Consider the following 25183-nt stretch of genomic DNA (forward strand, 5'->3'; position numbering starts at 1 on the left):
CTTTCGTCGGAGCGGATGAGAGACGGGGCTGGACTTCCGCGCTCAGCGGACGATGTCGCTGGCGAACTCCCACAGACGCTCGGCGTTCGCCGGGTCGATCGCGTAGCGCGCCACGCCGGGAACGCCGAGCTGCGTGGGACGGGCGTCCACCACCGGCGCCTGGTTGACATCCTCGAAGTAGCGACCGCCGATCCCCTCGACCAGGGGCGACGCCGCGAGGAACACGGTGGTCGCGGCGCCCTGCTCGACCGTCTTGCGGTAAGGCTCCGGCGTCCGCAGGCCGCCGGTGTGGCGCTGCAGGTTGGTCGCGATCGCACCGGGGTGCAGGGCGTTGGCCGTGATGCCCTCATCGGCCCAGCGGCGCTGCGCCTCGACGGCCAGGAGAACCTCCGCGGTCTTGGACTGACCGTAGGCCGCAAGTGCGTCGTACGGACGGAAGCGGAAGTCGATGTCGTCGAAGACGACCGGGGAGAACAGGTGGCCGCCGGAGGACACCGAGACAAGGCGCGCACCGTCAGCGTCGGCGAGCGCGCGGTGCAGCCCCAGGGTCAGGGCGAAGTGCCCCAGGTAGTTGGTGGCGAACTGCTGTTCGTGGCCGGCGATGCCGCGCTCGAGCTCCGGCGGCATCATGATCCCGGCGTTGTTGATCAGGACATGCAGCGGGCCCTGCCAGGCGGCGGTGAACGCACGGACCGATTCCAGATCGGACACATCCAGGCGGGCGACGTGGATCGCGTCGTTTCCGGTGGCCTTGCGCAGGTCCGCCGCGGCTTGCTCGCCGGCCTCGGGACGGCGCACGGCGAGCGTGACCTCGGCGCCGCCGGCCGCCAGAGCGCGGGCGGTCTCGACGCCGATGCCCGAGTTGGCACCCGTGACGACCACCCGCTTGCCGGACAGGTCGACGCCCTCGATCACCTCCGTTGCGGTGCTGTCGCGATTGAACGGGGTGCTGAAGAGCTCGGACATGTGATGCATTCCTCCTGGTTCGCGGACTGTCCCGCCAGGCTGCACCGAACGCCGCCAGGCGGACCAGGACGGGCTGAGACTGGGACTGGCAGGGCCACCCAGGGAATCGGGATGCCTTCGTACGCTGGAAACATGCCAGCCACCGAAGACGCCAACGCACTGGGCCGCTACCTGCGCGCCCGCAGGGAGCTCATCTCACCGGATGAGGCCGGCGTTCCCGATCAGGGCAACCGGCGCGTCCCGGGGCTGCGACGCGAGGAGGTCGCCTTCCTCGCGGGAATCAGTTCCGACTACTACAACCGCCTGGAACAGGGTCGCGACAAGAATCCCTCCGAGCAGGTCCTGCGCAGCATCGCCCGCGCACTGCGGCTGGACGAGGAGGCCACGGCCTACCTGCTGCAGATCGCCGCACCGAAAAGCCCGCAGCGCAAACGGCCCCGCAGGCCCGAGAAGGTCAGCGACGGCATTCGCACCCTCATCGGCGCCTGGCCGCTCACACCGGCATACGTCCACGGCAGGTACATGGACATACTCGCCGCCAACGACCTCGCCATCGCGCTCTCGCCATTCAACGCCCCCGGCCACAACGGCATCCTCACCGCGTTCCTGGAACCCGAGATGCGAGAGCTCTACCAGGACTGGGAAGACATGACCGCCCGGGTCGTGCCCTACCTGCGCTCCATCGTCGGCGCCGACATCCACGACCCGCGACTCGTCGAGATCGTCGGCGAGCTCACCCTGAGCAGCGAACGCTTCCGCACCCTGTGGGGCCGCCAGGACGTCAAACACAAGACCACCGGCACCACCTTGTTCCGCCACCCGCAGGCCGGCCCACTGGAACTGCGCTACGAAAAGCTGCTCATACCGAGCTCCGGGCAAACGCTGATCACCTACCACGCACAGCCGGGCAGCGCCTCCGAGGAACGCCTCCACCTGCTCGCCAGCATGCACGCCCCCGACCGTGCCGGCAGTTCACCGGCCGCCGACCAGCCCGCCCCCGGCAACACCGCCTCGTAACAATCGGGGGCAACATCATCGGCCGCACCGAAATGCGCGAACGGTGCGGCAGGCGGCGCTCCACGGCCTGAGCCACACCAGCGCGTGAGGTGTCCTGCCCTCCGCACACGCGGCATGCGACGACCTTTCGCCATGCCCGGAAATGTGCAGCTCCATAGATGTGTTGTCTTCTATACGATGTATCTGGAAGATGAACTGTTTGACAGCCCACCCAGAGGAAGTGCATGCCCGACTACGGCCACGAGCTCTTGCTCGGCACATTCATCACCCCCAGCGCACAGGACTCGGCGCAAGCCGTGGCGCTCGCGGAACTCACGGAGGCTGCCCAGCTGGACCTTGCCACGTTCCAGGATCATCCGTACAACACGGACTTCCTGGACACCTATACGCTGCTGACCTGGGTGGCGGCCAGAACCAGCCGCATCCACGTATCGGCGAACGTCACGAATTTGCCCCTGCGGCCGCCGTCGATGCTTGCCCGGACGGCGGCGAGCATCGACGTCCTGTCCGGGGGCCGGTTCGAGCTCGGACTCGGCGCGGGCGCCTTCCCCGACGCCGTTCACGGCATGGGCGGACCCCGTCTGAGCCCTGGGCAGGGCGTCGAGGCACTCGATGAGGCACTCGACATCCTCCGCGGCGCCTGGCAGAGCGGCGAGAACGGCTCCCTGCGTTTCCATGGCGAGCACTACACCATCCCGTCGATGAAGCGTGGACCACGCCCCGCCCATGACATCGGCATCTGGCTCGGCGCCTACAAACCGCGCATGCTCAGCCTGACAGGCCGCAAGGCCAACGGTTGGCTTCCAACGCTGGAATACCTCCGGGCGCCGGGGATGGCGGAGGCGAACAAGATCATCGACGATGCCGCCCACGCGGAGGGCCGCGACCCCAAGGAGATCCGGCGCCTGCTCAACCTCTTCAGCGTGGACTTCACCGCCACCCGGCGCGGCCACCTGCAGGGTCCGCCGCAGCAGTGGGTCGAAGAACTGCTTCCACTGGTCCTGGAGCAGGGTTTCTCGGCGTTCCTCATCGGCCGCGACGACCCCCGGCTGATCCGGACCTTCGGCGAGGAGGTGGCACCCGCCCTGCGCGAGGCCGTCGCCCGCGAGCGGGCGACCACCCCCACCGGCACGGTCACGGTGCCCGACCGCCCGGCAGTCGTCCTCGCCGAGCGGCGCGACACCATCGATTACGACGCGGTCCCCGAATCCCTGGCGAAGAAGGTCGTCGAGCCGGGTGACCCGGCCTACGAGGACGTCCGCCACAGCTACATCCACCCCGGATCGCCCGCCCTGGTCATCCGAGCCGAGAACTCCGACGACGTCGTGGCCGCCCTCGCCTACGCGCGCGCTCAGGACGTCGGACTCTCTGTGCGCAGCGGCGGCCACGGCATCAGCGGCCGATCCACGAACGACGGCGGCATCATCATCGACCTGTCGAAGATGAACTCCGTCGAGGTCCTGGACCGGGCCACCGGCCGCATCCGCGTCGGCCCCGGCGCACGCTGGGGACATGTCGCCCGCGCGCTCGCACCGCACGGACTGGCCATGAGCTCCGGCGACTACGGCGACGTCGGTGTCGGCGGCCTCGCCACCGCCGGCGGGCTGGGGTACCTGGCCCGCAAACACGGCCTGACCATCGACCACCTCACCGCCGCCGAGATCGTCGTCGCCGACGGCCGCAAGCTACGCGTCGACGCCGAGCACCACTCGGAACTGTTCTGGGCGATCCGAGGCGCGGGCGGCAACTTCGGCATCGTCACCGCCTTCGAGCTCCAGGCGTACGAGGTCGAGAACGTCGCCCACGCCACGCTTGTCGTGGACGCCACCAACACGGCCGGCTTCCTCCTGAAGTGGGGACGGCTGGTCGAAGCCGCCCCGCGGGAGATCACCAGCTTCATATCGATGTTCCCCGGCCGCCGCGGCGGGCCGGTCACCGCACAGATCACCCTGGTCTACGCCGGAGACGACACCGAGGACGCGCAGAACGCCCTGACCCCGTTCCTGGGCGCCGGCCCGGTCCTGCACCAGCAGGCGCAGCTCGTCCCGTACCACCTGATCGTCGCCCCGCCCGAGAACCAGCACCGCGGCCAGGGCCTGGCGAACACCCGTAGCGGGCTGCTGGACCACATCACCCCGGAGGCCGCCGCCATCATCGAGAAGGCGATGAAGTCGGGCGACGTCATGGTCATGCAGTTCCGCTCGATGGGCGGCGCCGTGCACGACATCCCGGAGGACGCCATGGCCTGGGCGCACCGCACCCAGAACTTCTCCGTCATCGCCGCCACCGCCTCCAGTCATGTCACCCGCATGAACGCCCACTGGGCTCGGCTGTACCCGCACCTCAACGGCATGTACCTCAGCTTCGAGACGGACACCGACCCGGCCCGTCTGGCGGACGCCTTCCCCGAGCCCGCACTCACCAGGCTCCGCGCCCTGAAGGCCGCATGGGATCCGGACAACGTCTTCAATCGCAACTTCGCCATCCCGCCCGCGGCGCCCTCCCATGGTGCCGCCCGCCCCGGCGAAGCGGCCCCCACCCGGCGCTGACCGTCAAGACCTTCCGTGCCGGGCTCCCGCCGGGCCCGCACCGGGCACCGTTGTCCTTCCCGAGAATGTGAAAACGGCGCTCGTCCCTGGCCGCGTCCACAACGGCGGCAGCGGAGCGGGTGCCACAGCGAGACTCAGATGCAGCAACCCTCGTGCGACGACGTGCCGACCCTGCCGTCCGGTACCGGGACCTGTGCCGACTCTCCGGCCGGCCCTCAGGCTCCGTCAACAGGCAACCGACCTTGAATCATGGGAGTTTCCGGAATGCGTGCTTCACCATCCGCGCAGTGCACAGAACGCACCATCGACGACAGCACCTGCCCGAATCTGCTGGGCGCGCTGGAGCTCGTCGGGCGACGTTGGACAGGAGGAATTCTGGCGGCCGCCGCACACGGGGCCCGGCGCCACGGCGAGTTCCGGACGATGGTCGGTGGTATCTCCGATCGCCTACTGACGCAGCGCCTGAAGGAGTTGGCCGCCGAGGGGCTGATCGAGCGCACGGTAATGCCGACCACGCCCGTGCAGATCCGCTACAGACTGACCCCGGACGGCCGAGCACTGCTGAACGCACTCCAACCCCTGGTCCAGTGGATGGCCCGCCGCTCCGTGCCGGTGGGCTCGGCGCAACCGCCCGCCCACCACCCCGGCTGACCGCAGGGCGGTAGCGGCGCGCGCGCACCGTCTCCATGGAGCCGGGTCGTACCTGGCTGCCGGTCGGCCTGGCCACGGGCGCCACAACCCTGGGGGCAGGTCTCGTCACGGCGGTCCGCCGTCGCAGGATTGCCCGCCCGTCTGACGTCTCGGCGGGACTGTAGCGCCTGCTGCACCCGCCCATGCCAAGGGCCCCGGCTGATCGAGCCGTGCGAGGTCGGCCGGTCCCGTGACGGCGCCATCGTGTCAGGCCTTCGCCCTGCTCGTGGCGGCGAGAAACTCGTCGACTGTGAGGGTGGCGTGGGAGATCGCCGGGTAGCGCAGCACCATCGCGTCGTACGCGGCCCGTCCGCCGGCCGCTGCTGTGGCGTCGGTGAAGGTGGTCACGTGGTAGCCGTGTTCCATGCAACTGCGGGCGGTCGACTCCACGCACATCGTGCCGACCATGCCGGCGATGGCGATGTACTCGACATTGTGCTGGCGCAGTTGAACTTCCAGGTCTGTGTTGGCCAGGACGTCGATGTTCTTGTGCGGGGCGATGACAACGTCGCCGTCGCCGGGTGAGAGCTCAGGGTGGAAGTCAGCTCCCCAGCTCCCCGCTTCGAACATGCGGTTGTCGAACATCTCCTGGTGGATGCCGGAGAGGTGCTTCCAGGATGTGTAGTCCTCCTCTGTGTAGGACATCGGCGCGAAGAAGACCGGAAGCCCTTGCTCGCGGGCACCCGCCAGGAGCCGTTTAAGGTTCTCGAACGTGCCGATCCTGTCGAACTCGTCCTTGAACTCGGGGTAGCCCTTGCCCTTCTCCGAGAACAGCTCGTTGACAGTGTCGATCAGGAGCAGGCCGATGCGTCCCGGTTCGTACGACGTCGTGGTCACAGAGCCTCCTACTGCCGATCCCCCTGCATTCGAGGCTATGCCCGCTGGTTGTTTCCCGCCCGCCGCCGGACCGGGACTCTCACCCAGGGCGGCCCATCGGAACCATACTGGCTCAATCGATCCTGGCCTCCCCTGTCGCACAGGCCGACCCGCAGCTGAACCGAAACCCTGCACCCGGTATCTCAACGATGTCCTGGAACAGCCCCCAGCACGAGGTCGCCCGGACCGACGATGGCGCCGAGCCCGCCTTCGACCGGCAGTGTCCCCGAGAGCGCCGCCAGGCGGGTCAGGCCACACAACCCGTGCCTGAAGGGCAGGGGCGAACGCTTGCACCGACCGACACCGAGGAGGAAGCGTGACTCGCCCCCCACTCTCGAACGATCGCTACAAATATTCCCTACGTTTGAGGCGAAAAGTTCGACTATTTTTTTGACGCATCGTTCCACATAGGGTTCACTGGCTGACGTGGCCGGGTCGCGACCGACCGGTAGCGGCGCTTCCTCGGTGAGCGCCGAGTCGGTCACTCACAGGCCCGGGACTCAACGAACGCCGCCCGCGCACGGATGCGGCGCCGAAAGGACACAGCATGAGCAAGCAGGAATCCCGCACGCCTTCCGCATGGCGTTCACGTGTGGTCGGCGCCGCCGCCGTGGCCGCACTGCTGGCCGGTGGCGGCGCGGGCGCGGCCGCCTGGGCCTCCCCGCCCGCGTCCGCCGCGCACCACCCCGCGCAGTCCGCCGCGGCGCACAACGCGGCCACGGTGCAGCGGCTCGCCGACATCGAGGACATCCGCCAGGTGAAGGCGCGCTACTTCCGCTACCTCGACAGCAAGCAGTGGTCCAAGCTGGCCGCTCTCTTCACCGCCCACCCCACCATCGACGTGGGCGTGAAGTACAGCAGCGGCAAGGAACTCGCCGAGAACACGGCAGCGCTCCTGGGGAACGCCCCCACCGCCCACCAGGGCTTCCTCCCCGAGATCCAGGTGCACGGAGACCGCGCCACCGCGATCTGGGCGATGGAGGACTACGTGAGCTTCCCCTCCGGCTCCAGCTACAAGAACGGCTTCCACGGCTACGGCGAGTACCGCGACACCTATCAGCGGATCCACGGCCACTGGTACATCTCCAGCACCGTGCTGTCCCGGTTCCGGGTGGACACCGTTCCCAACTGGACGCCGTCCGCCGCACCGAAGAAGTAACAACAGCCACCACCCCTCGGCCCGCACAGGGCCCGTCACCCAAGGAGTAACAACATGAGCACCATCGGTGTCGGCATCATCGGCGGCAGCCCGGGCGGCTGGGCCTCCATCAGCCACATCCCCGCCCTCAAGGCCCTCCCCGACTTCACACTGCGCGCCGTCAGCACCTCCCGCCGCGAGTCCGCCGAGGCGGCCGTGCGGGAATTCGGCGTCGAGGCGGCCTACGACAACCACGCCGCATTGCTGGCCCACCCGGGGATCGACATCGTCGTGGTAGCGGTCAAGGTCCCCCACCACCGGGAGCTGATCACGGCCGCGATCGACGCCGGCAAGTCCGTCTACAGCGAATGGCCGCTGGCCCTGAACCTGGCTGACGCCACCGAGCTCACCCGGCGTGCCGACGCCGCCGGGGTGCGCACCGCCATCGGCCTGCAGGGCCGCTACCACCCCGAACTGCGCTACGCGCGCCACCTGATCCAGAACGGCAGGATCGGCCGGGTCATCGGCACCTCCCTCGTCGCCTCCGGCATGGTCTGGAACGGGCAGACCACCAGGGCCCACACCTACTGGTACGACGAGACGCAGGGCGCCACCCCCCTGTCCGGCGCAGCCCTGCACGCCATCGACGCACTCAATGTCACCCTCGGGGAATTCGACCACCTGTCGGCCAACCTCGTACACGGCCGCACGGAGGTGACCGTCACCGACGACGGCGACACCGTGTTCCCTGTCACCGCCCCCGACCAGATCTCGGTCATCGGCACCCTCGAGAACGGCGCCGCGGCCTCGGTCTTCTACCGCGGCGGCGCCTCCCGCGGAGACAACTTCCGCTGGGAGATCAACGGCACCGACGGCGACATCGTCCTGACCGCACCCTGGGGCAACGTCCAGGTCACCGACCTCACCCTCGAAGCCGGCTTCGGCGACGACGCCACCGTGTCCAAGCTCGACGTGCCCGCCGAGTACTCCGCGGGTATCCCCGACGGCCTCGTCGGCCCCGCCAGGAACGTCGCCGCGCTCTACACCCACCTGGGACGAGACCTGCGCGAAGGCACGCACACAGTCCCCGACTTCACCTATGCCCACACACGCCACCAACTGATGGACGCCATCAAGAACTCGTCCCGCCAGCAGACCGCGCAGCACCTCGGCTGACGTCGCGCGGGAAGACCTGTCCCTCCCCGGGCCGCGGGGGGCCACCATGTGGCAAATTTTTAACGAACGCTCGAAATAGTATCGATGCCGGCTTTCGCCGCCACGAGGCTGGGCGCCAGGCGTTCGGGTCGGGTTCGCCCGTGCCGCGCCCATGCTCTCGCCTGGGCTGACGCACTCTGGCAGCAGCTCGACACGGGCTGCCATGGCATGCGACAACCAGACGTCACCGCGGGGACGAAGAAGGTGTCGGCAGCGTTGCCGGCAATGCCGGCTTGGCCATCCGGTCTCACCCGATTGGGCCGGCTTTCGGGTCAGGGCGCCGGCGGATCTCGTGCCGCCCCGCCGGCGCGGTGGGGCGGCACACCTGCTGTCTCCACCAGCAGCGCCGCTTCTCGAGCAACACATTCAATGACCACGACGGAGAAGACACATATGCACAGCTCCACGTCCGACGGCGTACCCGGCGGGCCGGTCCAGGCCGGTCCCAGGTCCGAGTCGGTCGCAGCGGCCGCCGCGTTGCAGCCGCTGCTGCGGAAGCACGCCGCTCGCGGGGACCGGGACCGCGTCGTACCAGCCGAGATCGTCCAGGCGCTGTCCGACGCCGGCGTCTTCCGGCTGCTGACACCGAAGCGGTACGGCGGTCAGGAGGCGGACCTGCGCACCCTGACCGACGTCTCGGAGGCGCTCGGCGAAGCCGACGGCTCGGCGGCCTGGGTCGGGATGATCATCTCCGTGACGAACTGGCTGGCATGCCTGTTTCCGGATGAGGCCCAGGAGGAGGTGTTCGGAGCCGACCCTGATGCACGGGTGACCGGTGTGGCTGCACCGACAGGCATCGGGAAGCGGGTGGCGGGCGGCTGGCGGGTCAGCGGCCGCTGGTCATACAACTCTGGCGCGCCATACGCAACCTGGGCGGCAGTCGGCGCACTCCTGCAGGACGAGGATGGTGCGGTCGCGGATCAGGCTCTGGTGCTGATTCCCGCCTCGGAACTTGTCATCGAGGACACCTGGCACACCGCCGGGATGCGGGGTACCGCCAGCAACACCCTCGTCGCGCAGGATGTGTTCGTTCCCGCGCACCGAATCCTTTCGGTCACGGCGGCGGCGGAGGGGGTCTACCCGCGCTCGTCCCGCGAGGAGGAGCTGTACGGCGCTTCGTTCGGCCCGATGCTGCTGCTGTGCCTGCTCGGTCCCTTGCTCGGGCTGGGCAGGGCGGCTCTGGACGTGGCGGTACGTGCTGCGGTGTCCAAGCCGCTGTCGTTCACCGTTCACAACCGGCAGGCGGACTCGGTGGGGATCCAGATGCAGGTGGCTGAGGCCGCGCTGAAGATCGAGACGGCCAGGCTTCTTACCCACCGCGCGGCCTCGCAGGTCGATCAGGCGGCCGCCGCCGGTCCACTGGACTATGCCGCGCGCGCCCACATCAGGGCCGGGGCGGGCTACGCGGCCCGCCAGATCCTCGAGGCCATCGGCATCCTGCTGGACGCGCACGGTGCCTCTGCCTTCGCCGAGACGAACACCCTGCAGCGCATTTGGCGTGATGCGAACACCGCAGCCCGCCACGCGGGCCTGATCCCTGCCGTCGGCCTGGAGGTCTACGGCAAAACACTGCTGGATGTGAACGAGCGAGTGAGCCTCATGGTCTGACCCGACAAGCGGATGGGGTCTGCGCCCGGTGGGGCGCCGTCCCCATTTCAGACGCGGGACGGCCTCGCCTGTAGGCGGGGCCGTCCGAACCAGCGCACACCGCCGCAGATACAAGGTTGTCGTCCTTTACGACGGCCGGCTTGCCGCGCACATCGCGGAAGTCGGGTGCCTGAGCGGTACCGGCAAAGACGGCGGTCAGCCTCGCGCTCCGGTCCCCGAGGGGCGGGGAGTACGCCTCGTAGACGGGGTGATGTCCAGTGGGCGGCCGTCTCTTCTGCGCCGAGGGAGACCACCGGAACGCCGAGGCGGCGGCCGAGACCTCGGCGACGGCCCGCAGCGGTACGCCCTCCTCGGCGGCCGCACGCAGGGCGGCACCGGCGTCGGCCGACGCCAGGGCCTTGCGGTAGAGCCGGGCGGCGTCGAGGCGGTGCACGGCCGGCCACCCGAACCCCTTTTCCGTCTCCAGGGCCGCCCCGCGGCTCCGGCGAGCCGGCCGTCGCCGCGGGGTACGGCCGGTGCGTGGTGCTGCGCCCGCTACGGCGCCGCCGGCCTACTCCTGAGCGCCTGCCAGAGGATCCGGTAGAAGTCCGCGTAGCTGCGCTCGACGTGCGCGGCGAAGGACCTCGCCTCCGCGTGCCGCTCGCCGAGGCGGTTGATCGGCACCGTCATCGCGGCATGGTGCTCGATGTGCAGGTTGTTGCCGTTGGTGAACCAAGTGGTCAGCCAACTGCCCCGGATGGAGCGGGTGTTGCGCAGCACATCTGTCGTCTCCGTGTCGCACAGCAGGTGTTCCGGCAGCTCCACGAGGAAGTGCATGGGGACGGCGAGCAGCAGGGGAAGCACCCACAGCCGCAGCACGTACTCGCCGTGGCCGAGGGCCGCCAGGACGGCCAGGCTCGCCACGGCGGCGCCCAGCAGGAGATGTTCGGTCACGATCCGCCGCCGCATCGCCGGCGCGATGTGCCCGAACGCGTACGTCCAGCGCCCCGTGGCCGCGCGCACGATCTCAGCGACGACGGTGCCCAGGCGCGGGTAGTCCAGCAGGCCGCGCAGCAGTGCCCGGAAGGTCAGCGGCCCACGCGTGTCGAAACCGAAGAACTCGGTGTCCTGCGGGGTGCCCAGGTAGCGGTGGTGCTGCAGATGGCGCACCCGGTAGTGGCTGTAGACCACGAGGAGCGGCATCCCCAGGGGCACGCCGACCAGGCGGTGGGGGAAGGCGCGCCGGAAGGCGGAGTGGTGCAGGCACTGGTGCTGCAGCTCCACGGCGTGGGTGAACATGGCGGCCAGCAGGACGATCCCGGCGCCCGCCGCCCACAGGTTCGTCTGCAGGGCCAGCACGGCGCCGGCGCAGGTGAGGACGGCAAGGACGGCGAGCTTGCCCAGGAAGACCCGCTCGTCGGCGGAGGTCACCTTGAGCCGGGTGAACAGGACGGCCGGGCCCGCGGGCGGAGCGCTGTCGCGCTCGGTGAGGAGCCGCTCAACGGCCACTGAGCACCACCACGTGGGTACCGGGCACCAGGCCCTCGGAGCGGGCCGTGCGGAGCAGCCCCGCCATGGCGACGGCCCCGGCGGCGGTGGGGAACGCGCCGTGCTCCGCCAGCGCATCCCTGGCGTCGCACAGCTCGCGGTCGTCGGCGCCGAGGACGGTGCCCCCGGTGGCCGCGATCGCCGTCATGGCCTCGTCGCCCTGCAGCGCGTGCCAGTTGACGAGCGGCTGGTTGTGGTCGGTGGTGGTGACGGACTGCGGCGGCAGCGTCCGGTACGGGCCCGGCCAGCAGGTCACCATCGGGTTGTTGCCCGCCGAGCCGACACCGTTGATCACCGTGTCCCAGCCGTACAGTTCCAGCCGGCGTCGCACCGCGATGACGGTCGTACCGTTGCCGACCGGCAGCCAGACCACCGCGGGGGCTGCGGGCAGTGCGGCCCGCAGCGCGGACACGACCACGCCGTGCCCCTCGAACACCGCCTCGGCGTAGGGGCCGTCCACGTTGCCGTCGACGCAGTCACCGGTGGCGGCGAGCCGGCGGGACTCGTCCACGGCGTCCTCGTACGCCCCGTCGACGAGGTGGACGCGCGCTCCGGCGGCGCGCATGGCCTCGCCGCCGTCGCTCCAGCCGCTGGGGAGGACGACCGTGCACTCCACACCGGCGGCCTGACAGGCCGTGGCCATGGCCCGCCCGTAGTTGCCGCAGGTGGCGATGGTGACATGCCGGTGGCCGTCGGCGACGGCCCGGGCCACGACGGCGCGGGCGGCGGGCTCCTTGTGACTGCCCGAGGCGTAGCGCGTCTCGTCCTTGACCAGGACCCGGGCGCCGGGCACCAGGGCGGAGACGTCGATGAGCGGGGTGCCGAAGGCGTCGGAGGGCGCTTCGGCGGACGGTGGTGCGGGGGTGGGCATGGCGGTTCCTTCGGGGTGGTGGAGGGACGTGCGGCCGGTGCCCGGCACGGTGGTGCGGCACCGGCGTACAAGGGGAGGTCAGGCGCGGGCTGTCGCCAGTTGGGCGTCGGCGTGGCCTTGGAGGTCGTCGAGGTCGCCGACCTCCGCCGGGGGCAGGGCGTCGGGCAGGTCGTCCTCCAGCAGGCGCAGACGGGAGTTCGCCCAGCCGCGGGCCGCCCAGCCCAGCTGCAGCAGTCCGCTGACGACGACGAGCAGCGCCAGCCCGCGTCCCGGGCCGGTGCCGAGCAGCACGCCGACCGTGTCCGCCAGGGCGCCGCCGGGCTCCAGGAGCGGCCTCACGTACCGCTCGGCCAGCGGGCCGACGACCAGGTAGCCGAGCGGCATGGTCAGCATCATCAGCGTCATGAAGATGGCCAGCACCCGGCCCTGGAGTTCGAGGCCGACCTTGGTCTGCACGAGGGCGATCCAGTGGCCGTCGGCCAGGGACTCGCCGAAGGCCAGCAGGAACATCCCGGTCACGATCAGCGGCGGGCTGGCGATACCGACCATGGCCATCGCCAGGCTGGCCACCGCCATGGAGATGATCATGCCGTGCGTCCTGCGGCCGGTGCCGCCCCACAGGCCCATCACCAGGCTGCCGCACAGGCCGCCGATACCGGCCGCGCCGAGTGCCATGCCCAGCATGAGCGGCGACTGCTCGATGAGCAGCATGGGCGTGATGACAGCGAAGCCGAGCGTGTAGAAGGCGTGGTCGATGACGAAGAATCGCAGCGCCGCGCGGAGTCCGGGCCGGCGGGCGATGTAGCGCCAGCCGCCGGTGATCTCCCTGCCGAACGACTCGTCCCGGCGGCGGAAGAGGGTGTCGGGGAAGCGGACCGCCAGGAGCGTCGCGACTCCCGCCGCGAAGCTCGCCACGTCGATCATGATCACGCCGGAGACGCCGATCACCCCGATCAGCCCGGCGCCCATCATGGGCGCGAACACCGTTCCCACGCCCACGCCGAGCTGGCTGATGCCGTTGGCGTGCCCGAGATACCGCTTCGGGACCAGCTGGGCCACCGCGGCCAGGTAGGCGGGCCGCTGGAAGGCGCCCGCGACGGAGGTGACGGACACGGCCAGGTACACCTGCCACATCTGCAGGCCGCGGCCGAGGACCAGCAGGCCGAGCGCGCCCATCGCCAGGCCAGCGACCGCGTCGCTGGTCAGCATGATCACGCGGCGGTTCCAGCGGTCCGCCACCGCGCCGGCCAGCGGTCCGGCGACGATGCCGGGAAGCATGCCCACCGCGTTCACCACGGCGAAGTCGGCGATCGACCCGGTGCGCTGGTAGACCCAGATGCTCAGGACGAGCGTGCTGAGGCTGCTGCCGATCATCGACAGGAACTGGCCCAGCGCCACGACCGCGAAGCGGGACAGGCTCGGCCTGGTGCCCCGCGTGCCCGCCGCCACCGGCCCGGACGACCGGACCGTGCCGCGAGGACCGTCCGGGCCTCGCCGGACTGCCGGCCGGGCCTCGTCCACGGGCGGGCCGTCCACGGGCACCGGCGGTTCCTGCCACCGTTCGGCGTGTTCCACCAGTGTCCGGGCCAGGGGCTCGGAGTGGGTCTTCACGAAGAAGTGGCCCGCCTTCGGCAGCACCGCCAGGGAGACGTCGTCCGCGAAGTGCTCCCACTCGTGATGGCGTTCCTGGTACAGCTCGGTGACCCGGTCGCGGGAGCCCACCACGCTGACCACCGGGGCGCGCAGCCTGGGCGCCGCGAAGTCCTGGTAGGCCTTGGTGTAGAACTCCTCGGCGTCCCGCGCGTCGTGCCGCACGTTGCGCAGCACGAACTGCTCCTGCTCGGGGTCGTCCAGATCGGTGAAACCGCCCCGCGCCCGCAGGTAGGACAGGTACTCCCGGTCGGAGGTGAGCCAGTCGGTGGGCGCCAGCCGGTGCAGCCAGTCGAAGAAGCGCCCGGGGAGCCGCGCCGTGGGGAAACTGGCCCCCAGGCCGACGCCCACCACGTCGACGCCGGCGGCCTCCGCCTGACGGGCGACCTCCAGCGTGACGGCCGTTCCCAGGCAGTGCCCGTAGACCATCACGGGCCCCTTCACCGCGCCGAGTTCCGCCACCACCTTGGCCGCCACCTCGGCGCCCGGCAGCAGCGGGTCGTCCGGCCGGCTGATGTCGTGGCCCGGCAGCTCGACCGCGTACAGCCCCCAGTGCGCGGGCAGTTGCTCGGCCAGTGGCCGGTATGCGACGGCGCTGCCGCCGGAGAAGGGCACCGCGACCACCGTGACGCCGCCCGCGCCCGGATCCGCCTCCTGCGAGGTGAGCCGGTGCAGCAGCGGCGCCGGCTCCTCGCGCCGCTCCTCGCCGCGCTCCGCGCGGTCCGCGAGCAGGGCGGCGAGGCCGCGCACGGTCGGGGTGCGATAAAGCTCCACCAGCGCCAGGCCCGGGTCGATCTGCCGGACGATCCGCAGCGCCGCGAACGAGTCTCCGCCGAGGGAGAAGAAGCTGTCGTCGACGCCGATCGCCGACTCCTCCACGCCCAGCGTCCGCGCCCAGATCGCGGCGATGCGCCGCTCGGCCGCGTTGCGCGGCGCGGTGCGCGCCGGGACGTCGGCGGCGTCGGGCGGGGACGGAAGGGCGCGACGGTCGAGCTTGCCGTTCGGGGTGAGCGGCAGCCGCGGCGGGAACACCACCCGCGCGGGCACCATGTGCGGAGGCAGCGAGGACGCCAGCGCCTCGCGGACCGCCGCCTCGGAGAGCGCGGCGTCCGGTGCCGTCACGAGGTAGCCGACGAGCTGGGCGGCGCCGGAGGGCAGGGTGTGCACCGCGGCCGCGGACCCCGCCGCCCCGGGCAGCGCGCCGAGCGCGGCCTCGACCTCGCCGAGCTCGACCCGGTAGCCGTTCACCTTGACCTGGTCGTCCAGGCGGCCCAGGAAGTCCACGGTGCCGTCGCGGCGGTAGCGCGCGCTGTCCCCGGTCCGGTACATGCGCGCCGTGCCGCCCGCCGCGTCCGGAGCGTACGGGTCGGGGACGAACCGCTCCGCGGTCAGCTCCGGCCGTTCGTGGTAGCCAGGTGACACCCCGGCGCCACCCAGGTGGAGCTCGCCCACCACGCCCGGCGGCACCGGCGCCCCGTACGCGTCCAGCACGTACACCCGGTTGTTGGGGAACGGGCGGCCGATGGGCAGCGGCGCCTCGGCCGGCAGGTCGTCGACGTCGCCGTCGAAGTACACGTTGTCGACGGTGACCTCGGTGACGCCGTACGCGTTGACGACCCGGTTGCCGGGGCCGACGAGGCGCTGCGCCCGCTGGTACTCGCGCACCTGCCACTTCTCGCCGCCGCCGATCAGCAGCCGCACGAAGTCCAGTCGCTCCCCCGCCTGTTCGGCGTGGGCCAGCAGAGCCCGCAGCACGGCCGGCACCAGTTCGGTGCACTGGACCCGCTCGTCGCGCATGAGCGCGTACAGCTCCGCCGGGTCCAGCAGCGTCTCGCGCGGGACGACGACGAGCCGGCCGCCGGTGCAGTGCGCACGCAGCGTCTCGCCCACGAACATGTCGAAGGAGAAGCTGGCGGCCTGCTGGTACGTCCAGTCGGGGTCGAGGTCGTAGGCGCGCTGCCACATGGCCACCGCGTGCACCAGGTTCCGGTGGGTCACCACCACGCCTTTGGGGCGGCCGGTGGAGCCGGAGGTGTAGATGACGTAGGCCGGGTCGTCCGGCGTCCCGACGGGCACCGGGTCGGTGTCCGACGCGGCGTCGAGCAGCACGGCGTCGCGGTCGAGCGCCAGGACGGCCGTGCCCGCGGGCGCGTCGGGGACGCCCGCGAGGCCGAGACGGGTGACCAGCGCCGCCGGGCGGCTGTCGTCGAGCATGTAGCGCAGCCGCTCGCGCGGGTACGCCGGATCCAGCGGCACGTAGGCGCCGCCCGCCTTCAGCACCCCCCACATCGCCGCGAACAGGTCGATCCCGCGGTCCAGACAGATCGCCACCCGCTCGCCGGGGCGCACGCCGCGCTCGCGCAGCAGGTGGGCGACGCGGTTCGCCCTGCGGTTGAGCCAGTCGTAGCCGACGGTCCGCGAACCCGAGGTCAGGGCCGGGGCGTCCGGGCGCCGCGCGACGCAGCGCTCGAACACCTCCTGAAGGCTGCGCGCCGGGGGGATCTCGGCAGCGCTGTCGTTCCAGGTGTGCAGGGCCGTGTGGCGTTCAGCCTCGGTGAGCAGCGGCAGCCGGCCCACCTCGGTGCCGGGTTCCGTCGCCGCGGCATGCAACAGGGTCAGCAGATGGTCCACCAGGGCCTCGACGCGCTCGGCATCGAAGAGTTCGGCCGCGTAGTCGACGGTCAGCACCGCTCCGCCGGCGGGGAAGTCCAGGCCGATGGCGAGGTCCGCCATGGTCGCGGCGGGCGCCTCGTCCCCGGCGTAGGCCACCAGCGGGTCCTGCGGCGCCGCCGTGTTGTGGACGGTGACGCTCACCCGGCTGAGCGGGTCGAGCCGGCCGCCGCCGGGCGGTCGCACCGACGCCGTGATCTCTGGGAGCGGCAGACCCTGGTGCTCCAGGTCACGCAGGACCGCTTCCCGCACCCGGTCCAGCAGTTCCGCGTACGTCGGATTGCCCGTCAGGTCGCCCCTCAGGGGCAGGATGTTGAGGACGGAGCCGACCACGCGGTCCAGCGCGGGGTCCTCGCGTCCCGCCACCGGGGCCAGGACCGTCACGTCGCTGCGGCCGGTGTACCTGCCGAGGACGAGCTGCACGCCCGCCAGGACGACCATGAAGAGGCTGGCCCGGTGCTCCCTGGCGCACGCGTTCAGCAGCGCGAGCGATGCCGGGTCGATGCCGCGGGTGACCCGTCCCGCCCGGTGGGTCGCCACGGTGGGGCGCGGCCGGTCCGCGGGCAGTTCCAGGTCCAGGTCGGCGCCGTCGAGGCGGTCCCGCCAGTACGCGGCGAGCGCGGCGTCACCGGAGGCCGCCGTCCGCCACCGGGCGACCTCCGCAAGACGGTCGGGGGCGGCGTACCGCGGCGTGCGACCCGCACTCAGGTCGCGGTAGATCTCGGCGAGCTCGTCCCCGAGGACGCCCACGGACCAGCCGTCGAAGACCAAGTGGTGTACGGCGATGAGGAGTTCGTCGCCGTCGGGAGTGCGCACCAGCGCCGCACGCGCCAGGGGGCCCCGCTCGAGGTCGGTCCGCTCCGCCACGATCCGCCGGCGCTCCTCTGCCGCCCGCGCCCGCGCCGCCTCCGGCGCCAGGTCCCGCAGGTCGATCGCGCCGAAGGGGATGGTCGCGGACCGGTCGACAGTCGTCACGGGCCCGTCGCCGGCGTAGGGGAACCGGGACACCAGGGCGGGGTGACGTGCGGCCAGTTCGGCGAGGCACCCGGGCAGCAGCTCGGGGCGGACGGGCGCGGCCCAGCGGTAACGGATGCCGAGGGTGTGCACCGGCAGTTCCGGGCTCACCTGCTCGGCCATCCAGAAGTCGCGCTGCAACGCGGTGAGCGGCAGCTGCGACGGCTCGCCGGCCGGACGGTCCGCGCCGGGGTCCGTCGTGGGTTCCGCGGTGATGGACGGGTGGGCCGCGCCATCGGCGGCACGGACGACGTCGGCCACCTCGGCGAGGGTGGGTGCCGCGTAGAGCGCGCTGAGGGTGAGGTCGGTGCCGTGGGAGTGGCGCAGCCGGCTGAGCATGCGGATGGCGGAGAGGGAGTCCCCGCCGAGGCAGAAGAAGTCGTCGGTGGGGCGGATCTCGACGACGCCCAGCAACTCCCGCCACATGGCGGCCACGAGAGTCTCGGGCGTGGAGTCCACGGCATCGTCCGCGACCGGTGCGGACACGGATGGGGCGGCCGCCAGCGCGGCCCGGTCCACCTTGCCCTGCAACGTCAGCGGGAAGGCGGCGTGCAGGGAGAAGACGGCCGGCACGAGGTACCGCGGCAGCCGGGACGCCAGCTCACGACGGACGCCGTCGGTGCCGAGCTCGCCGTCCGCGGTCACCAGATGGGCCACGAGCCGTGGCGCGCCCGCTGCGGCGTCGACGAGGACGACGGCGTCGGTGACGCCGGGCACCTCCCGCAGCGCGCTCTCGACCTCGCCCGGTTCCACGCGGAAACCGCGGATCTTCACCTGCTGGTCGAGCCGGCCCAGGTACTCCAGGCCGCCGTCCGGCAGTTGCCGGACCCGGTCGCCGGACAGGTACTCGCGCCGCCCGTCCGGACCCTCGCGGAACCGGTCCTCGGTCAGGTCCGGCCGGCCGAGGTATCCGGTGGCCACTCCCGCGCCGCCGATGCGCAGTTCCCCCGGCTCACCGCGCGTCGCCGTCGTACCGTCCTCGGCCACGACGCGCACGGTGACGCCCGGCAGCGCGGTGCCGATCGGTACAGGCCCGCCGCGGGACCACGTGGTCAGGTCGGCGGCGGTGGCAACGACCGACGTCTCGGTGGGGCCGTAGGTGTTGAGCAGCCGCACCCGCGTGCCGACCTGCTCCTGCCAGCGGGCGACAGCCTCCGCGTGAACCGCCTCACCGCCGATGATCAACGTTCGCACCGTCGCCGGGAGGGCCGCCTCACCGCGTTCGAGCGCCCCGACGAGTTCATGCCAGTACGCGGTCGGCACATCCAGGACGGTGATGCCGAGCCCGGCACAACGGTCCAGGAAGACGTCGGGACGGCTGATCATGTCGTCGTCCCGGACGACGACCGTGGCGCCGGCGGTGAGCGGCGGGAAGATCTCCTCCACGCTGGCGTCGAAGCTGAGCGACGCGAACTGCAGCACCCGGTCAGTGGGACACAAAGCGTAGCGATCGCGGGCCGCCCGGCAGAAGTGCGTCAGCGCCCGCCGCGGGACGACCACGCCCTTGGGCCGTCCCGTGGAGCCCGAGGTGAAGATGACGTACGCCGGGTCCTCCGGCACCACGGGCGTGCCCGGCGCGGTGGCGGCGCATTCGGCCGCGTGCACCGCGAGCAGTGGCGTCCCCGGGGGCAGGGAGCGGGCGACCCCGTCCATGCCGCCGTCCGGGACCAGGACCACCCGGGGCGCGGCTTCCTCGACCATCACCGCCAGCCGCGCGGCCGGATACCCCGGGTCGAGCGGCAGATAACCGGCCCCGGCCCGCAACACCGCCAGCATCGCCGTGACCGCGTCCCGCCCCCGGGGCAGGCACAGCCCCACGAGGTCCCCGGCACGGACCCCCGACGCCTGCAGCGTCCCGGCCAGCGAGCCGACCGCGGCCAGGAGTTCGGCGTAGGAGGACGAGCCCGTCGCGTCGACCACGGCCGGCGCGTCGGGGGCCCGCGCCGCCTGCTCCTCGATCGCGGCGAGCACGTCCGAGGGCGCTGCCCCGGCTCCGCTCGAGGGGGTGGCCTCGGCCGCCGCGGATCCGCCTGACGCGGCCACGTCCACGGCTGGTGTAGCACGCACACGAACTCCCTCGGAGCTGTCCCTGCACTGGAGGCGCCTCAAAGCGGAACGCCTCGGCGAATTTGGGGGACTGGCGCGACGAAGATGTGAATGATCCCTATCGCCTCACGAGCGATCACATGAACGGGAGCTGGAAATAGGGCAGTTGACGCGAACAGAAATCCGACTGACCTTCACGGATGGGTGTTTTGGCGGCCGCCGTTGCCGGACACCCCGGCCCCGGCCGGAACCCGAAGGCGGTCACGGCCGGGCCGACCGGACAAGGCGCGGCGGTCCGGCCCCTTGCGCGCCCGGACTTCGATGTCCCGCTGTCGGCCTCCGCGTGGATCGCGCCTATGGGCCACGGCTACCCGCACCCCGTGTTCTTCGGCGTCCCGAGCCGGAGCCGGCCGCTGCCCCCGCGCCCGCGGCCCCGGCAGGGATGCCTCGGGGTCCGGGGTGCGGCCCGCACCGGTTCGGCCGAAAGCCGTCGCGATGGGTGACCAGGCGGTGGCTGCCGCCGTCCTCGCCGGTAGACTGCTGTTCCTATGCGCAAGCGCTCCGTCTCGCCGGCTCCCACCGTCAACGATGTGGCACGTATTGCGGGGGTGTCCCGCCAAACGGTCTCCAACGCCCTGAACACACCGGAGCGCTTGCGCCCGGAGACGCTGGACCGCGTACTCCGGGTGATCAAGGAGATCGGCTACGAGCCCAACCGGGCGGCGAGGTCGCTCAGGACCCAGGCGTCGCGGCAGATCGGCTACTGCGTCGAAGTGGGGCGGGATGGCACGTCGAACGTGATACTCGACCGATTCCTGCACGCTCTCGCGGCGGCGGCCCAGGAGGACGGCTACCGCGTGGTGATCTGCGCCGCGCAGGGCTTCCAGGACGAACTGGCGACGTACGACGAGATGCTCCGCACCTCCAGCGTCGACGCGTTCATACTGTCCCGGCTGGACCCCGGCGATCCCCGTCCGGCATGGCTCGCCTCACGGAACGCCCCGTTCGTGGGCTTCGGCCGGGCACCTCATGCCCCGCCCGGGCAGCTGTGGGTCGATGTGGACGGCGCGGCCGGCGTCGGTGCGGCCGTGGACCACCTCGTGGCCAGAGGTCACCGGGAGATCGCATTCCTCGGGATGGAGGAGGGCAGCGGGCCGGGACAGGACCGGCTGCTCGGATGGCGCCTGGCCATGGGCCGGCACGGCCTGGTCGCCCGCGACTGCGCACGCTCGCCGGACACGATCGACGAAGGCGCTGTTGCTGCCGCTGAGCTGCTGCGCGCACGGCCCCGCCCCACCGCGGTGGTGGCGGCCAGTGACACCCTGGCGCTGGGGTGTTACACGGCGGTCCGGGAACTGGGGCTCGCCATCGGGCGGGACGTGGCTGTGGTCGGCTTCGACGACTCCCCCGCCGCCGCGCTCGTCCAGCCTTCGCTGACCACGCTGCGGCAGCCGTTGACCGAGGTCGGGCGCGCGGTGATCAGGCTGCTGACCGCCCGGCTCGCCGGAGGCCCTCCCGCCGCCTCCGAATACGTGCTGTTCGCGCCCGAGTTGATCGTCCGTGGGAGTTCCTGAGCCTCGCGGCAACCCACTCGCCGCCGCTGCGCGGGTTCTGCGGGACGGGTAGTTGAGCGTCGGCGGGAGCAACCGAGGGTCCTCCGCGCGGAACATCACGGAAACGTTGAGGAAACTTCCCCTAGTCAGGTGGCCCACCACATGGCATAGTCCTGCGCGTCGCAGTTTTGATCGTTCAACTTTTCGGGATGCCGACGACGGTTCGAGTTCGGCACCCGGATCCCTGTACGTCAGCGACCGCCGGTCGGGCGCGTGTCCGCCGCCGCTGCCCGTCCTCCGCGCGAGGTCGGCGCTGCGGGTGACGGCACCCGCCCACGCACACCGGCCGGTCGCACTGCGCGGCCCGACCGTACGACCCGCTTGACCGAAGGAGGCAGGGTGACAACCCCTCACCCACCTGCCCTGCACGACCTGGTGACGGTGCTGCGCGCCCCCGCCGCCGCACTCACCGGATCGGACGGCCAGCTGCGTGCGGGCGGCGCGGACGGCTACTACGGCGACGACCGCCGACTGCTCTCCCGGCTGGAGGTCGAGATCGTCGAAGCAGAGGTACGGCCGGTGGGCCGGTCACTGACCCGGTCGGCGCAGGCCCGGTTCACCGCCGTCGTGCAGCCGGCCGACGCGGACGTGACCGACGCGGACCTGATGCTGGACCGCCACCGGGCGCTGACGCACAGCGGCCTCGCGGAGCACCTGCGGCTGCGCACCTTCGGCGACGCACCCCTGCGCCTGCGCGTGCTGGTACGCGCCGAGTCCGATCTGGCCCCCGTGCACGAAATCCGGACGGGCGAGCGCATCCGCCCCGTCCCCCCGATCGCCGCCGGCGGCGAGGTGCGCTGGGACCGCGACGGCACCGGAGTCGTCCTGACCGCGGAGCCGGCGCCGGCCGAATGCCGGGTGGAGAACGGAACGGCCGTCCTGTGCTTCGAGGCCGACCTGCCGCCCGCAGGCTCCTGGTCGCTGTCGCTTCGCGTGTGCGCATCGCCCGGCACCGGCCCCGCAGGCACTTCCGAGCGCGCGCCGCGGACCGTCTTCGGCGCGCCCAGCGAGTCGCTGCCCCTGCCCTGGGCCGCACCCGCGCAGGCGCCGGTCGACCACCGCCGGGCTCGACTGCTGCAGCGCAGCCTCGACGACCTGCGGTCCATGCTGCTGTCCGACCCTCTCGATCCGCGGGACCGGTTCCTCGCCGCCGGGAGTCCCTGGTACTTCACCCTCTTCGGACGCGATTCGCTCTGGTCCGCCCGGATGCTGCTGCCCCTGGGCACCGCGGTCTCCGGCGGGACGCTGCGCACCCTCGCCCGCAGGCAGGGCCGGCGGGACCTGCCCGAGGCGGAGGAGCAGCCCGGGAAGATCCTCCACGAGGCGCGCCCGGAGCCGCTGCGACTGGGCAGCCTCACCTTGCCACCGCTGTACTACGGCACGGTCGACGCCACGGCGCTGTGGGTGCGCCTGCTGCACGACGCCTGGCGGGCGGGCCTGCCCGAGGCCGAGGTCGCCGAGCTGCTGCCGCACCTGCGGAAGGCCCTGCGGTGGATCACCGAGGCAGCAGACACCGACGGGGACGGGTTCCTCGAGTACCGGGCCACCGCCCCGGGCAGCCTGGCGAACCAGGGCTGGAAGGACTCCCATGACGGGGTGCGCTGGTCCGACGGACGGCTCGCGGAGGCGCCGCTGGCGCTGTGTGAGGTCCAGGGCTACGCGCATGCCGCCGCCGTACAGGGCGCGGACCTGCTGGAGAGCTTCGGTGCCGGCGGAACGGAGCAGCTGCGGGAGTGGGCGGCCCGGCTGCGTGAGCGTTTCCGCGAGGCCTACTGGGTCTGCGACGACGTCGGACCCTATCCGGCGATCGCCTTGGACGGAGCCAAGCGGCCGGTGGACGGAGCCTCCTCCAACATGGCCCATCTGCTCGGCACCGGGCTGCTTTCCCCCGACGAGGCGGCGACGGTCGCCCGCAGACTGTCCGCGCCGGACATGGACTGCGGGTTCGGACTGCGAACCCTCTCCTCCACCAGCGCCGCCTTCAACCCGATGAGCTACCACTGCGGCAGCGTCTGGCCGCACGACACGGCCATCGCCGTGCTCGGGCTGGCCGCCGAGGGCCACCACGAGGTGGCCCGCTCACTCGCGAACGGAGTGGTCGAGGCCGCGGAACGCTTCGAGTACCGGCTGCCGGAGCTGTACGGAGGGGTCTCGGCGGCCGACGGCGCGCCGCTGCCCGCCTATCCCGCGGCCTGCCGTCCCCAGGCCTGGGCGGCCGCGGGGGCGGTGGCGGTCGTCGGGTACCTGGAGAGCCCGGCCGGGACGGCCTCTCCGGGCGGCAGCCCCGCGCAGGCGGGGAACGCCCCGGGCGCTCCCGGTAGCGCCTGACGGCCGGATGCCGGCCCATTTCGCAGCCACGAACACGATTCGATTTCTCACTGCCACACCATTCGAAATGTGCGCTGACAAGCGCTGCTCAACGAGGAGCAAGGGAATGACCAGCCGAAGAATTCTGCAGGCGGCCGCTGTCGCCGCGGCCGCCGCACTCGCCGTCACCGCGTGCAGCAGCAACGGGACCGACAAGAGCGCGGAAAAGCAGGGCTCCGATGACCGCGGTCCCGTGACCCTGGCCACCGGAAAGGACACCTCCGGCAATCTGCAGAGCCTGATCGACGAGTGGAATTCCGCCCACCCGAAGGAAAAGGTCACCATCACCGAACTGCCGACCTCCGCGGACGCGCAGCGCCAGCAGATGGTGCAGAACGCCCAGGTGAAGTCGGCCGCGTACTCGGTGCTCGGCCTCGACGTGACCTGGACCGCCGAGTTCGCCGCCAACCGCTGGATCGACGAACTCCCGGCCTCTGACTTCCCGCTGGACGGCCTGCTGCCGTCCGCCGTCGACACCGCGAAGTACCGCGGCAAGGTGTACGCGGCCCCGTACCAGTCCAACGGCGGGATGCTCTTCTACCGCTCCGACCTGCTGAAGAAGGCCGGGGTCCAGGCGCCGACCACCTGGGGCGAGCTGGCGGACGCCTGCAAGAAGGTCCTGAAGCTCCACGAGGCCCACGGGATGAGCTGCTACGGCGGCCAGTTCGACAAGTACGAGGGCCTGACCGTCAACTTCTCCGAGGCGGTCCAGTCCGCCGGCGGTGAGCTGTTCGACGACAGCGGCAAGCCCACCGCCGACACCCCCCAGGTCAAGGCGGGCCTGAAGTGGCTCGTGGACGGCTTCAAGGACGGCACCTTCCCGAAGGAGGCACTGACCTATCAGGAGGAGAACGGCCGCGAGGCCTTCCAGGCGGGCAAGCTGGTCTTCCTGCGCCAGTGGCCGTACGTGTGGAACCTCGCCAACCAGACCGACGGCTCGTCGAAGGTCGCGAACAAGTTCGGTGTGGCGCCACTGCCGGGACTGAACGGTCCGGGTTCCTCCACCCTGGGCGGGCTGAACCTGGCCGTGTCGACGTTCGCGAAGCACAAGGCGTCCGCACGGGACTTCATCAAGTTCCTGACGGCGGAGAAGGCCCAGCGCTCCAACCTGCTCAACGCGGCGGTCGCGCCGACCCGGGCGGACCTGTACGCCGAGCCCGAGCTGCAGCGGAAGTTCCCCTATCTCGCCACGCTCGGCAAGTCGATCGAGAGTGCGCGGCCGCGGCCGAAGGCCGTGCGTTACGGCGACGTCACCACGGCCATCCAGGACGCCGTCTATCCGGTGATCTCCGGAAAGGCGAACGCCGACACCGCGCTGGCCGACCTGCAGAAGAAGCTGGAGCAGATCACCGCGGAGTGAGTCGTC

The 25183-nt window shown here is 71.5% G+C and carries 14 protein-coding genes; 9 read left to right on the forward strand and 5 right to left on the reverse strand.

Features of this window, described 5'->3' with window-relative positions; genetic code table 11:
• Positions 1-42: 42 nt before the first annotated feature.
• Positions 43-966 carry an SDR family NAD(P)-dependent oxidoreductase gene (locus ACRWNP_RS24825; RefSeq protein WP_431964934.1) on the reverse strand — a complete coding sequence of 308 codons (924 nt, stop codon included), beginning with the start codon at positions 964-966 and terminating at the stop codon, positions 43-45.
• 132 nt (positions 967-1098) lie between these two features.
• On the opposite strand from ACRWNP_RS24825, the gene ACRWNP_RS24830 reads away from it, so the two are divergent.
• The 3 genes from ACRWNP_RS24830 (at position 1099) to ACRWNP_RS24840 (ending at position 5183) form a co-directional block, all read left to right on the forward strand.
• Positions 1099-1983 carry a helix-turn-helix transcriptional regulator gene (locus ACRWNP_RS24830; RefSeq protein WP_431964936.1) on the forward strand — a complete coding sequence of 295 codons (885 nt, stop codon included), beginning with the start codon at positions 1099-1101 and terminating at the stop codon, positions 1981-1983.
• A gap of 224 nt (positions 1984-2207) precedes the next feature.
• Positions 2208-4532, forward strand: coding sequence for an LLM class flavin-dependent oxidoreductase (locus ACRWNP_RS24835; RefSeq protein ID WP_431964938.1), 2325 nt, complete (start codon positions 2208-2210; stop codon positions 4530-4532).
• Positions 4533-4796: 264 nt separating this feature from the next.
• The gene (locus ACRWNP_RS24840; RefSeq protein WP_431964939.1) at positions 4797-5183 is read left to right on the forward strand and encodes a winged helix-turn-helix transcriptional regulator; all 387 of its coding nucleotides are present in this window, start codon (positions 4797-4799) and stop codon (positions 5181-5183) included.
• A 246-nt stretch (positions 5184-5429) separates the two neighbouring features.
• Here ACRWNP_RS24840 and ACRWNP_RS24845 read toward each other — a convergent pair whose 3' ends face one another.
• Positions 5430-6059, reverse strand: a complete 630-nt coding sequence (locus tag ACRWNP_RS24845) for a cysteine hydrolase family protein (protein WP_431964941.1) — start codon at positions 6057-6059, stop codon at positions 5430-5432.
• A gap of 586 nt (positions 6060-6645) precedes the next feature.
• Here ACRWNP_RS24845 and ACRWNP_RS24850 point away from each other — a divergent pair.
• The 3 genes from ACRWNP_RS24850 (at position 6646) to ACRWNP_RS24860 (ending at position 10059) form a co-directional block, all read left to right on the forward strand.
• Positions 6646-7257: a nuclear transport factor 2 family protein gene (locus ACRWNP_RS24850; protein ID WP_431964943.1), complete on the forward strand. Its 612-nt coding sequence runs from the start codon at positions 6646-6648 to the stop codon at positions 7255-7257.
• Positions 7258-7311: 54 nt separating this feature from the next.
• Positions 7312-8412 carry a Gfo/Idh/MocA family protein gene (locus ACRWNP_RS24855; protein ID WP_431964945.1) on the forward strand — a complete coding sequence of 367 codons (1101 nt, stop codon included), beginning with the start codon at positions 7312-7314 and terminating at the stop codon, positions 8410-8412.
• A gap of 408 nt (positions 8413-8820) precedes the next feature.
• Positions 8821-10059 (forward strand): acyl-CoA dehydrogenase family protein, encoded by a 1239-nt coding sequence (locus ACRWNP_RS24860; RefSeq protein ID WP_431964947.1) that lies wholly within the window; start codon positions 8821-8823, stop codon positions 10057-10059.
• Positions 10060-10593: 534 nt separating this feature from the next.
• On the opposite strand, the gene ACRWNP_RS24865 is transcribed toward ACRWNP_RS24860, so the two are convergent.
• From ACRWNP_RS24865 to ACRWNP_RS24875, 3 genes are all read right to left on the reverse strand, one after another.
• A complete protein-coding gene (locus tag ACRWNP_RS24865; protein WP_431964949.1) occupies positions 10594-11547 on the reverse strand; it encodes a fatty acid desaturase family protein in 954 nt (317 codons plus the stop codon).
• Positions 11537-12457: a pyridoxal-phosphate dependent enzyme gene (locus ACRWNP_RS24870; RefSeq protein WP_431964950.1), complete on the reverse strand. Its 921-nt coding sequence runs from the start codon at positions 12455-12457 to the stop codon at positions 11537-11539. The genes ACRWNP_RS24865 and ACRWNP_RS24870 overlap by 11 nt, the downstream gene beginning before the upstream one ends.
• Positions 12458-12535: 78 nt before the next feature.
• Positions 12536-19858: an amino acid adenylation domain-containing protein gene (locus ACRWNP_RS24875; protein WP_431964951.1), complete on the reverse strand. Its 7323-nt coding sequence runs from the start codon at positions 19856-19858 to the stop codon at positions 12536-12538.
• A gap of 569 nt (positions 19859-20427) precedes the next feature.
• On the opposite strand from ACRWNP_RS24875, the gene ACRWNP_RS24880 reads away from it, so the two are divergent.
• The 3 genes from ACRWNP_RS24880 (at position 20428) to ACRWNP_RS24890 (ending at position 25177) form a co-directional block, all read left to right on the forward strand.
• Positions 20428-21411, forward strand: coding sequence for a LacI family DNA-binding transcriptional regulator (locus ACRWNP_RS24880; protein WP_431964953.1), 984 nt, complete (start codon positions 20428-20430; stop codon positions 21409-21411).
• Between the two features lie 378 nt (positions 21412-21789).
• On the forward strand, positions 21790-23778 hold the full coding sequence (locus ACRWNP_RS24885) for a glycogen debranching N-terminal domain-containing protein (protein ID WP_431964955.1): 1989 nt from the start codon (positions 21790-21792) through the stop codon (positions 23776-23778).
• A gap of 106 nt (positions 23779-23884) precedes the next feature.
• On the forward strand, positions 23885-25177 hold the full coding sequence (locus ACRWNP_RS24890) for an ABC transporter substrate-binding protein (RefSeq protein WP_431964957.1): 1293 nt from the start codon (positions 23885-23887) through the stop codon (positions 25175-25177).
• The last annotated feature ends 6 nt before the right edge of the window (positions 25178-25183 follow it).

This window comes from Actinacidiphila sp. bgisy160 (genome assembly GCF_965342435.1).
Classification (GTDB): domain Bacteria; phylum Actinomycetota; class Actinomycetes; order Streptomycetales; family Streptomycetaceae; genus Actinacidiphila.